Source organism: Kitasatospora sp. NPDC001095 (assembly GCF_053598615.1).
Genome location: NZ_JBSFKQ010000053.1, coordinates 20,873 through 32,675, shown reverse-complemented (window position 1 = coordinate 32,675; position 11,803 = coordinate 20,873). Strand labels below are relative to the sequence as shown.

The window sequence follows — 11,803 nt, the reverse complement described above, 5'->3', positions numbered from 1 at the left end:
CTGCGGTGACGGCTGCGATCTGGTGACAGCTGCGATCCCGTGACGGACGCGATCCCGTGACGGGCGCGTCCGACATCCAAGCGCGCCCGGCCGTGCGAGTCGAGGGACGCGCCCGGACCGGTCCGGCGAACTCACCCGCGGTACGCCCCACCCCTGCGCACGTCTCCCGTGCGTCACCCCTTGCACACGCCCAGCGGCACCAGCCGGGCGACCTGCCGGGCGAGCCCGGCGGCCTCGGTGACGGCGGCCACCGCGTCGACGTCCTTGTACGCCTGCGGGGTCTCCTCGGCCAGCGCTCGCCAGGAGGCCGGCCGCACCGCGACCCCCTGCGCCTCCAGTTCGTCCTTCAGCCGCTCGCCGCGCACCGTGCGCAGCGCCTGGTGGCGGCTCAGCACCCGTCCGGCGCCGTGGCAGGCGGAGCGGAACGCCTCGTTGCCGGGCAGGCCGACCATGACGTACGAGGCGGTGCCCATGGTGCCCGGCACCAGCACCGGCTGCCCGGCCTCCGCCAGGTCGGCGGGCAGGTCGGGGTCGCCGGGCGGCAGCGCCCGGGTGGCGCCCTTGCGGTGCACGCAGAGTGTCCGCGGTTCGCCGTCCACCTCGTGGGTCTCCAGCTTGGCGAGGTTGTGCGAGACGTCGTAGACCAGTTCCAGCCCGACGCCGAGCGCGGTGGCGAAGGCGCGGCGGGCCGCCTCGGAGAGCAGCTGCCGGTTGGCCCGGCCGTAGTTGGCGGCGGCGGTCATCGCGCCCAGGTAGGCGCGGCCGCGCGGGGAGTCGACCGGGGTGCAGGCGAGCTGGCGGTCCGGGACCTCGATCCCGTAGCGGTGCAGTTCGCGGTCCATGGCGCGGACGTGGTCGGTGCAGATCTGGTGGCCCAGGCCGCGCGAACCGCAGTGGATCATGACGCAGACCTGACCGGGCCGCAGTCCGAAGGCGGCGGCGGTCTCGGCGTCGTGGACCCGGTCGACGGCCTGCACCTCCAGGAAGTGGTTGGCCGAGCCGAGGCTGCCGACCTGCTGCAGCCCGCGTTCGACGGCCCGGGTGCTCACCTCGCCGGGGGCCGCGCCGGCCAGCACGCCGCGGTCCTCGCAGCGTTCCAGGTCGCGCGGCACGCCGTGCCCGTGCTCGACGGCGTAGCGGGCGCCGCCGAGCAGCAGTTCGTCCAGTTCCTCCGGCCCGGACAGCCGCCACAGGCCGCCCCGGCCCAGGCCGCGCGGGACGGTGCGGTCCAGCAGGTCCATCAGTCGGACGAGCCGGTCCCGGTCGAGTTCGTCCCGGCCGACGCCGGCCGCCAGCAGCCGGACCCCGCAGGAGATGTCGAAGCCCACCCCGCCGGGCGAGACCACCCCGCCCCGTTCGACGTCGGTGGCGGCGACCCCGCCGATCGGGAAGCCGTAGCCCCAGTGCACGTCGGGCATCGCGAAGGAGGCGCGGACGATCCCGGGCAGCGTCGCCACGTTCGCCACCTGTTCCAGCGCCTTGTCCCCGGCGGCCTGCGGCAGCAGCGCGCCGTTCGCGAACACCACGCCGGGCACCCGCATCGGCGGGCGCGGCTCGATCCGCCAGCGGTTGCGGCCCGCCTCGGCCAGTGCGATCTCCACCTCGCTCACCCCGCTCCCGCAGGTCCGGTCCACCGCGCCCGGGCCGGCGCTCAGACGTCCACGGTGACCCGGCAGGTCCAGCCGTCCGGCCCGGCGCTCAGGTCCAGGTCGTGCAGTGAGACGGCCTTCGGCACCGCGCCGACCAGCGCGGCCGTCGCGGCATCGGCCATCCGGAAGCGGACCGTCACCCGACGAGCGCCGTCCAGGCCCTCGATGGGGCCGATCGCGACGGCGACGGGCAGTTCGCCGTCGACGTCCATCCGGTAGACGACCTCCTCCAGCACGCCCGCGAGCAGGTCCGGGTCACTCACGGCGAGCACGGTACAGCCCCGCTCCCCGACGATCCGCGCGCCGGACAGGTCCGCGAAGCTCCCGACCACACCGTGCACCAGTTCGCCGATGCAGCCCTCAGCCGTCGGCGCCCAGGCCTCCACCCGCAGGTCGGCCGTGTGCGGCACACTCCGGTGGCCACTGGCCGACCGGCCCGCAGGCTCGCCTCCGTCCACGAGCGACGCCTCCCGCACCCGTTGCCGTCTTTCTCCTCCAGCGTCATCCCGCGAGCCGCCCGGCGGCAAGTGCGGGTCGCGGCGCGGGTCTCGTCGCCGTCCGTGCCGCCCCGTTGAGGTGGCGCTCTGCGTCCGGGCGTCCCGCCAGCCGCACGTCGGCACTACTCAGACGGCCCTTGAGTACGCCCGCTCATGCACTCCGACCAGCCGCTTCCTACCGTGATGCGCATGGACACGAACGCGGCTCCCAGCCACCCCCAGCCCTCCGCCAACCCGCGCTGGGCCACCATCTGCGGGATCGTGGTGGTGCTCCTCAGCGCCCTGCTCGTCCTGGGAGCCATGGCGCTGGCCAAGTTCGAGGACTCCCTCACCCAGCACGGGTACGTCAAAGGCCCCGGAACCGCGGTCGAGCCCCTGCACGCCGGCGGGACCGCCCGCTACGACGACGGCCTGAGGATCACCATGAGCCCGCCGCACCGGGAACCCGACAACAGCTACAGCTTCACCATCACCTACGACAACGGCACGGGCCAGGAACTGCGCCCGGGCGGGACGTCCCCCGACACCGGCCTCGGCACGACTGGTGGCTCCGCCCCCGTCGTGGTCCGCGCGGGGAAGGCCATCGACTCCGGCCCGGCCTCCCTCACCCCCACCTCCGGCGCCGGCTCCGCTCCCGCCCCTGCTCCCGCGATGAGCTTCCTGGACCGGGCCGAATCCGTCACCGCCCTCACCCCGCCCCTCGGCACGGAGCAGAAGCGCACCGTGCCGGTACGGGTGAAGCCCGACAGGGAGGGAGGCGCGGTCACACTGGAGGTCGCCCCGAAGTCGCCCGGGTATCGCGACACCGCGTACTGGCAGTTCGACCTCGGCTGACCAGCCGGCCCACGTGCGGGCGCCGCGCCTGCCGGCCCTGTGTTCACCGGTCGGACCCAGCGCTTACGGACGCGTTGCGGGGGTGCGCAACGCCCCGGGAAGCACCACGGGTGAGCGGCCGACGGTCAGGGTCCTGCGCAAGGAACTCGGGCACGTGCGAGAGCTCGTCAACCGGGCGCTTGGCCTGACGCCTCAGAAGTGTCACGGTTCTGACGGGGCTGGCGCCTACATCCGCTGAGAAGGCCATCACGATCTCGCGGAGCTCCAAGCTCCGGGCATCGTCGGACTCGATCTTCGCCAACAACTCCTCGGTGACGCCCAGGCGGGCGCTCGGTCATGGCGGGCCGGAGGCCCCAGGACGACCCCATGAGTAAGAAGACCACGACGAGCTGAGGAGTACACCGGTTCCAGGCCGAATCCGCGCGCGACGGGGCGGGAATCGTCAAGGGAGAACAGAACGATCCATCTATCAATTGATTGGACCCCAAGGGCATAGTTGCGCGTTTCGGCATCGATAACACACTGTAGTGCCAAATTCGCGAGCCGGGAATGCCGGCGACGACGGAGGGGGCTTCCATGCACACATGGAAGCCCCCTCCTATTATGCCGCCGGGATCAGCGCGCGTCGGGTCCCGATTCAGGACCGATGTAGATTTCTACGCCGTCGGCATCCCATGCCCTGGTGTACCCGCCACTCGGGGCGGACACGACGAAGCTCTCGGCTTCCATTGAGACCATGCCGTCATCGCCTCCCCCGAACCACTCCACGATGATGGTCCTGCCCTGCTCAAGTACGCACTCGGCGGCAGTCGGCTCGAAGGCGACTGTAGCGTGCCGGTCCGCGCGGATAACGAATCGCATCATCACTCTCCGAGGTTATCCATGTAATACTGGAACAGATCCGCCCTCGATCCAGCACTGGGGTTGACCTTCTCTGGATTATGAGGGAACTTTGCCACCGACTTATTGTGGATATCCTGATAGAAGTTCCGCCAGTACTGGGCATCACCCCTGGTCATCCCGATCCCCCTCATTTTATCTACCTGCTCGGGAGTCTTGAGCTTGCTCGCGTCTGAGAGGCTTCGCCCGCCCCATGCCACGTCTCCAAAATCCGACCGGTTCGCAAACCCCATCCGCTGCCATGTCGCGTCGAGGCTCGTAACGCTGGGTACGACCCAGTCGCACTTTGAATTATGAACGAGTACCGGCATGGTCCCCGCCAGCACATAGTACGTGTGGAGGTCTGCAACCGTCAGGTTGTGAGCAACCTGCGGCTGCGTGGTGTAGGTGCGAGCGGCTACGACTACAAGCTGCCCGCGGTTCGCAGACAGGAGGCGATGACCGACCTGAAGGTCCTCTGCATTGATCCACTGCCGGGCCGTGTCGTCCCAATAAGGGTGATGAGCCGTGGATATCACACTGACGGGAGCGCTCGAGATCGCTTCCTTATCGACTGCCGAAAGCGCGAGTTCTGTGAATTGAGTGTCATCAGGAGTGACGATCTTGTTGGTAACCGACTCTCCGGTCGTCTGGCCTGTTTGCGGATCGGTCGCAGTGACGGTATCGCCGACCTCAATCTCCCCGATCGGCTTTGTCGTTCCGTCGGCCAGCAGCACAAGCGTGTCCGGGGGAAAACTGTTACAAGCCCCCCTGGCGTTCGAAGATTTTCCGCCGGGCTTCTTTGCGGCGTTTGCAGCATTCTTGGCGGCAATTGCCTTTCCAACTGGAGAGCTGCCGAAAGACGCCCTTCCTTGGCCGACAATCTCAATGTTCTCGAGCTGCCAATTAAAGAGCTTCTTCCAGAGCTCTTCGTAAGTCTTTGAGTGAAGGCAAGCATTGTCCGAAAAGCAGGCGTTGACCGCGGCTGCCACGTACTGGTGATAGTCCTCCACCGGATCCACTCCGAAGCGTTCCTTGCGCTTCCTAATGGTCTCCGTAGTGTCCTTCTGGAGCTTCTTGAAGTTGGGAGCGCCGGAGATTCCGATACCTCCGGGGAGAACGGCATCCTTAGTCGTACTGATGTCGACCTGCCAGGCGCCTCCGTCCCCCTGGCTCCATGCTTCCGTCACGATGTGGCCGTCGGTTGTCTGGCACACGGCCGTGCCGCCGCAGGTGCCGTCCGGACGGAGACCTGACGGGTCGGAAAGGTTGACGGGGTCGTTGTTGCTGTAAGCGTAGCCGTTGATCTGCTGCGGGTCGGTGAGGTCGAGGACGGGGTCGACGGAGATGAAGCGGCCGTTGGCCGCATCGTACTCGCGGGCTCCGAGATGAGTGAGGCCGGTGGTGGCGTCGTTGGTGCCGCCGACGAAGCCTCGTTCGGTGGGCCAGGAGGCCGGCTTCTTGCCCCGGGGGGTGCCGAAGGCCGTGGTGTCGCCTCGGGTGTAGTCGAGGTTGTCGGCGCTGATGGTGAGTTGGGCGGTTCCCTGCTGGTCGTTGATGAGGTAGTTGAGGCTGCCGTCGGACGCCTTGACGAGGGTGACGGCCCCAGCGTTGATGTAGCGGGTGCCGGTGACCTTGTTGGTGGTCTTGTCGAGCTTGAGTTCCTGGCCGTCCAGGTAGAGGGTCACCGAGTCGGGTTCACGGCGCAGGAGGCGGTTGCCGTTGGCGTCGTAGAGGAAGGTCGTGCTCTTGCCCGCGATGGTGGACTTGGCGAGGTGGCCCTCGGTGTCCCATTCGAGGGCCTGGTCACCTTCGGCGGTGACGCGGCGGACGGTGTTGCCGGCCTCGTCGTAGGTGAAGGTGTCGGTCCGGGCGCCGGTGCCGGTGATGTCGACACGGCTGAGTGCGTGGGGTCGGGTGCCTCCGGGGGCGGGGTAGGTGGAGGTGCGCTGGGTCTGGTCGCTCGGCGGGTTCTCGGGGACCTGGGTGAGTTGGCTCCAGGGCAGCCAGGTGCCGGTGGAGTAGGCCCGCTTGGTGTAGTTGAGCGTTCCCCCGGCGATCGTGACGAGCTTCAGGTCCCCGCCTGAGCTGACGACCGACGCCGACAGCGGCTGGCTGAGCTGGCCGACGACCTGGCTGACGTTGCCCCAGCCCGCCCAGACGCCGTCGGGCCTGCGGATGGTGTGCCAGATGCCTCCACCGGCGATGACGGCGACTTCGAGGCCGGCGCCGGTCGCGGTGGCGGTGACGCCGGTGGGCGTGATGAGAGCGCCGGTGGCGCCGTAGACGTTGCCCCACTTCTGCCAGACACCACTTCCGAAGCGGATGGTGTGCCAGATGCTGTCACCCGCGACCACGATGACCTCGAGGCCGGAACCGGTGGCCGCGCTGGCGACACGGGTGGCTCCGGTGAGGCTGCCGGTCTCGCCGTAGACGTTGCCCCAGCCCGCCCAGACGCCGTCGGGCCTGCGCAGGGTGTGCTTGAGCACGCCGTCGGACAGGGCGAGGACCTCCAGGCCGGAGGCGGTGGCGGACAGGGAGAGCTGGCTGGGGTTGGCGATGGGTCCCACCACGCTGGTGACGTCGCCCCACCCTCCCCACTTGCCGTCGGCGCCGCGCAGGGTGTGCCAGACCCGGCCGCCGGCGATGGCCATGATCTGCAGGGTGTTGTCGGCCCAGGTCGCCGCGACGAAGTCGACAGGGGCGGGCAGTGGCCCTGCCTGGGTCTTGTGCAGGTTCTCGAAGTTGGCCCAGGTGCCGTCGGCACGTTGCTGGGAGAGGTGGACCTGGCCGTCGGCGACCGCGACGGCGCTGGTCTGGCCGTCACCGGCGATGGCGACGGAGGTCACCTTGCCGGTGTCCATCAGTGGGCCGGGGGCGGCGCCGAAGTTGCGGTTGGTCGCCTGGGTGCGGTTGCCGGCCGCGTCGTAGGTGTAGCTGCTCCAGTACGGGTCGACCCCGCCGACATGCGGGTCGCTGGTCGGCGTCGGCTTGGCCACGCAGTCGTCGCTGGCCGACCAGGCGTTGGTCAGACGCTGGGCGAAGTCGTACGTGTAGCACTGGGTGTCCGTGACGGTCGCGTTGTCGCGGTCGTCGCGGACCCGGGTGATGTTGCCGACCGGGTTGTAGGTGTAGGTCTTCTTGTCGAGGGTCTGCGGTCGGCTGCGCTCCCGGTCGGTCTGGACGAGCGCGAGGCGCTGGGTGGCGTTCTCGTAGTCATAGGTCTGGATCGCCCTGGACCCGATGTCGCCGGTGACGCTCTGCTGGACCTTGCCCAACGGCGAGTAGATGTTTCCGAGCGAGTACACCCGGTCGTCGCCACTCACCGAGGTGGGCAGGCCCAACGGGGTGTAGTTGCGGTCGACGGTCTCCTTCAGGAGCCCTCCACCGGCCGGGTAGGTCGAGGTGCTGACCAGTCCGGTGTCGGGCGTGTAGGTCTGGGCCGTGGTGTAGGTGCCGGCGAGGAGCCCTTCGCTGTCCGGGATGGTGACCGTGCTGCCCATGGGCCGAGCCGCGCTGTCGAACCCGGTGACGGCGGTGGTGTAGGCCTTGCCGTTCTCGAAGCGAGTGCTGCTGGTGGCCAGGCCATTGCTGCCCGGCAGGGTGTCGTAGGCCCACTCGGCGAGCTTCGTCCCCGTGGTGGAACCGTCGAACATCGCCGTCTCGCGACCGAGTATGTCGTAGGTGTAGGCGAGCGTCTTGCCCCGGGCATCGGTGACGGTGGCGAGGGTGCCGTCGGCGTTGTAGGTGCTGGCGGTAGTGCCCTTGTCCGGGTCGACGGCCTTGGTCCGGCGGCCAAGCAGGTCGTACTCCCAGGTCCAGGCGTTTCCTGCGGCATCAGTGAACCGCGTGAGCCTGCCGGCCGGATCGTAGGAGTACTTCAGCGTCTCGTACGCCGACGGGGGCGCGTCGACGTCCGGGCTACCGCTCTTGTAGTGCCGTACCTCGGAGGGCCGTCCGTGGGCGTCGGTGATCGTGAGCGTAGGGGTACCGCCGTCGGGTGGGGTCGTTGCCGCCCAGTTCATGCCGTAGCGCGTGGTGGAGCGCCACTTCTCCACGTTCAGCGACTTGAAGATGCCTGCGGTCGGCCGGTCGAGGCCGTCGAACTCGGTCTCCGTCTGAGACGGAACCTTGTTGTCCAGTCCGATCCACAGCGCCGCCTCCGGCACGCCGGTCGTGTAGTAGGCAGCGTTGGTGCGGTAGACCCGGCCGTGGCTGTCGTAGAAGCTGTCGGTGATGTTGCGGCCACCGTTGTGGGCGGTGCTACCGCCATGCGCCTCCTCCTGGACCTGACGCGGGCGGAGCAGGCCGTCGTAGAGCGAGATGCTGGTGCGGTAGTCGCCGCCCTCCAGCAGGCTCCTCGTCGTGACGGCGGGCTGCTTGCCGGGCTCGATCGTGTAGGTGTACGTCTCGCTGGCCGAGGCGTTCTTGTCCCGCCCCGGGTTCCACACGGCCGTGGTGCGGCCGAGGGCGTCGTAGTCGACGTAGGTCGTGCGGTTGTTGACGTCGACGACCTTCACCGGAAGGGCCCGCAGGCCGTCATAGGTTGTGGTGCTCGTGAACTTTTTGGGGCTTGTCGACACGATGACGCTGGGCTGGCTGCCGCTCGCCGGAGTGTAGGACGTCGTGGTCTCGGCGTTGTTGACGTTCTTTGCGGACGTCACCCGGCCGTACTGGTCGTACGCGGTGGTGGTGGCTGTCAGGTAGTGCGGGGTGGTGCCGTCGTAGCGGTCCAGGGCTTCCACCATGGTGGCGTTGCCCTTGCCCGGTTCCGGAGCGGCCCCGAGTGGCCTGCTGTCGTAGGCCGTCCTGGTCTCACCCGTGATGGTGGACGGTGTGGCGTTCGTCGAGCAGAGCGTGCTGCTGGTCCGGACCGACTGCGGGTAGGAGATCAGCCAGTTGACGGTGTCCGGGGTGACGTAGGTGGTGCGGGTGCACTGCTCGTCACCGGTGACGTTCGTGTCACCTTCGTCCGAGATGGTCTTGATCAGGCCGTAGTCGTCGAAGGTAGTGCTCGAACGCACCGCTCGGGCCGTGCTGCCGTCCGGCTGGAGATCCTTCGTAGTCACGCTTTCGGTCCGAACCATGGCCGCGGTCAGCGCCGGCAGGGCTGCGGCCTCGGGCCTGCCCGACTCGCCCGGCGGGGTAGCGGTGGGCTTTCCGTCCTTGCTGGGCAGGGCCTTCACCGCCCGGTTCGCGGTTCCTCGGACCCAAGGGGTGTTGACCGTGCTGGTGACGGGCTTGCCTCCCTCGCGGTCGTAGGCGACCGTCTCACTGACGAAGCCCGCCAGCTCGTTGCTGTCCTTGATGCCCTGGATGAGGCTGACCGGCCTCGGCTGGCCGTTGGCGAGCGTGTCACCATCCATACCGAGGAAGTAGCGGGTTTCGGTCAGACTCTTGTCGGAGGCGCCGACGCGGGTAAGGACGCGCGGGGCACCTCGGAATTCGTTCCAGGTGCGCTCCTTGTCGGAAGTGAACTCGGAGTTGTCGCGGCGCCATGCAAGACCATCGGGGTAGTCGTATGTGGTGACCTTGTCGGGGGATCCAGAACCGGCGACCAGGTCGTGCTCGGTGACCTTCTCGACGAGGTACTTGTGGAACCAGTCCAGGACCGGGTCGACCGCTCCCTCGGGCGTCCACCAGGTCGGGTAGCAGCGCCTGGTGTTGCTGTCCGGAGCGGGCAAGGCACCCGCGACGCAGTCGATGTCCGTGTACTTGATGTCGGTGTTGGAGCCGGTCTCGGAGGTGATCCGGTTGACGCGGTACCGGTTCATCGGCGGACGGCCCTCGGCGGAGTCGACCCGATTCGGACGCAGGTCCCCGCCGAACGTCACCGGCTGGAGGGCCAGCGCAGTGGCGCCGGCCTTGGCGGTGCGGGTGATGGACTGCAGCCACAGGGCCCGGCCGCCGCTGTCGCCGGTGGCGGGGAAGTACTGGTCCAGGCTCCAGGCGTCGATGTCCCGGTAACTGCCGTTGCTCTGCAGGGCCTGCGTGCTGATGCCCGTCAGCCGCCTCTTGGACCAGAAGGTCGGGGCGCCATTGCGGCAGTCCTGGTCCTTGTCGCAGGACTGGTCGACCGGGGTGTCGTACCAGTTGGCGGCGTTGGCCTTGGTGAAGGAGCAGTCGGTCGCCACGCACCGGTCGGTGGTGGAGAAGGTGACCTTGCCCGCGGGAGAGGCACCGTAGACCTGGCCGGCCCGGTGGCCGTACTCGATGCGGTTCAGCGTGGCGGCACGGGTGTAGAGCGCGTCGGCCTTGGGAGTTCCGGTGGCGGCGCCGATGTTCTTGGCGTAGGCGTTCTTCTCCTGGTCGTAGAAGTACGCGATCGCATTGCCGTGCGGGTCGACGACGTAGTCCAGTTGCCAGCGCCACGCGCGGTCGCGCGAGGAGTCCTTGAACGCCGGGGCGTAGCCGGGCTCTCCGGCCTGGTTGCCGAACACGGGCACCGTTAGGGCCGAACCGGTCTCGGGCTTGCCGGCGCTCCAGCCGGGCAGGCGGTTCTTGCCGAAGAAGTACTGGGCACCATCAGTCGTGGTGACCTTCCAGTACTCGTTGTCGGTGTCGCCATTAGCGGTGTCCGTCGAGTTGCCGTTGAGCTTCTCGACGCGGGAGCCATCGTCGTTGGACAACTTCCAGGTGCCGGTGGCGTCGTCGCGCACGAGGGCGGAGGCGTTCCCGTTGAGCGAGATGGAGGCGTTGTCGGACTTCCAACAAAGGTCACCGCCGGTGGCTGGAGCGTTACTACCTGAGCCCTTGTCACCCGTACACGACGTGTAACTGCGTTCGATGTACCCAGGGTTATAGTCCCAGCCGTCACCGATCCAGGAGGACTGGTTGTTGGTGGACGCTGTACGCCCGTCGACGGCGGCGGACGAGTAGCCGAGTGCGATCTTGGGCGCGAGATCTCCGGGCACCGGCGGCAGCTGAATCGGGTAGAACCAGCTGAACGAACCAGTGTTGCCCCCCACCGACCACGTGCCGGACGCGGACAGCGACGTCGCCTTGTAGTCGCCCCCCGGCCCCGACGCCCCGGCCGTGGCGGCCAGCACAGTCGCACCGGCGACCGACGTGCTCGTCGCCTGAGCGAGCGACGCCTTGACGACATCGTCGGCGGAAGCCTGGCCGGCGGGTGCGGTCACCGCGACGTCCGCCGTCAGCGTCCCGGCCTTGGTGTCGTTCGAAGCGGCCAGTGGCGTGGCCGTGCGGCACTGCGGCTGGTCCGGTGTGGTCAGCGCGCACGCGGGCAGCTGGACGAAGGTCAGCCGGGAGCCCCAGTCGGCCCCGAAAGACTCACGGAAGGCCTTGTAGTCCAACTGGACCCGGGCCTTGTCCGGCGTGGCGCTGCCCGCCACCGGCTCGAGGTTGACCAGGACACCGTCGAGACCCACGGTGGCCGCAGCGGCGCGGTCCGACAGACCCACCCGGACCTTCGACTGCCCGCCCGCTGCCGGATCGTGCCCGACGGAGGTGACGCTCACCGGCAGGCCCGGCGCCTTCGCCTGGGGGGCCGACTTTTGCGTCGGAGCCGCCGGCAGGTCGAGCTCGGCCTTCCCAGGCTTGGGCCAGACCGCGGCCGGCGGCGCGGTCGGGGGCTGGGCCGCCTTCGGGTCACGGCGTTCCGGCTCCACCTTGGAGAGTGGGACGGGCTCGGTGTGCTGGACGGGCGGCAACTTGAACTCGTCGCCGGCCGCTACCGCGACGGCCGGAATCTGTAGGGCGGCGGCTATCAGAGCCGTCACGGCCATGGGCGCGACTTTACGGAGCACAGGGCGTGTTATTGCCTCGGACCGACGCGTTCGCGGTCCGGGCGAGGCGCCCGTGTCGGATGGATACATCCGTATCTTTCCTCTTGGTCGTGTTGTGCGGGTGCGATCACACCCGGCGGGACGCTACCAAGAGCCACCGACGGGACATCCCTAATTGTTCGCCAACCACCCTGCCTAC

5 protein-coding genes are annotated in these 11,803 nt (G+C 68.6%); 1 reads left to right on the top strand and 4 read right to left on the bottom strand.

What is annotated here, in order from left to right; genetic code table 11:
- Window positions 1-173: 173 nt before the first annotated feature.
- Both ACWDBB_RS30495 and ACWDBB_RS30490 read right to left on the bottom strand, forming a co-directional pair.
- Entirely contained in the window at window positions 174-1,601 is a 1,428-nt protein-coding gene (locus ACWDBB_RS30495; RefSeq protein ID WP_449792644.1) for an RtcB family protein, read from the bottom strand.
- Between the two features lie 50 nt (window positions 1,602-1,651).
- Window positions 1,652-2,059, bottom strand: coding sequence for an archease (locus ACWDBB_RS30490; protein ID WP_449792643.1), 408 nt, complete (start codon window positions 2,057-2,059; stop codon window positions 1,652-1,654).
- A gap of 276 nt (window positions 2,060-2,335) precedes the next feature.
- On the opposite strand from ACWDBB_RS30490, the gene ACWDBB_RS30485 reads away from it, so the two are divergent.
- Window positions 2,336-2,980 carry a hypothetical protein gene (locus ACWDBB_RS30485; RefSeq protein WP_449792642.1) on the top strand — a complete coding sequence of 215 codons (645 nt, stop codon included), beginning with the start codon at window positions 2,336-2,338 and terminating at the stop codon, window positions 2,978-2,980.
- Between the two features lie 615 nt (window positions 2,981-3,595).
- On the opposite strand, the gene ACWDBB_RS30480 is transcribed toward ACWDBB_RS30485, so the two are convergent.
- Together ACWDBB_RS30480 and ACWDBB_RS30475 are read right to left on the bottom strand one after the other, a co-directional pair.
- Window positions 3,596-3,844 (bottom strand): hypothetical protein, encoded by a 249-nt coding sequence (locus tag ACWDBB_RS30480; protein WP_449792666.1) that lies wholly within the window; start codon window positions 3,842-3,844, stop codon window positions 3,596-3,598.
- Window positions 3,844-11,604 carry a polymorphic toxin-type HINT domain-containing protein gene (locus ACWDBB_RS30475; RefSeq protein WP_449792641.1) on the bottom strand — a complete coding sequence of 2,587 codons (7,761 nt, stop codon included), beginning with the start codon at window positions 11,602-11,604 and terminating at the stop codon, window positions 3,844-3,846. Before ACWDBB_RS30475 ends, ACWDBB_RS30480 begins: the two co-directional genes overlap by 1 nt.
- Between the last annotated feature and the right edge of the window lie 199 nt (window positions 11,605-11,803).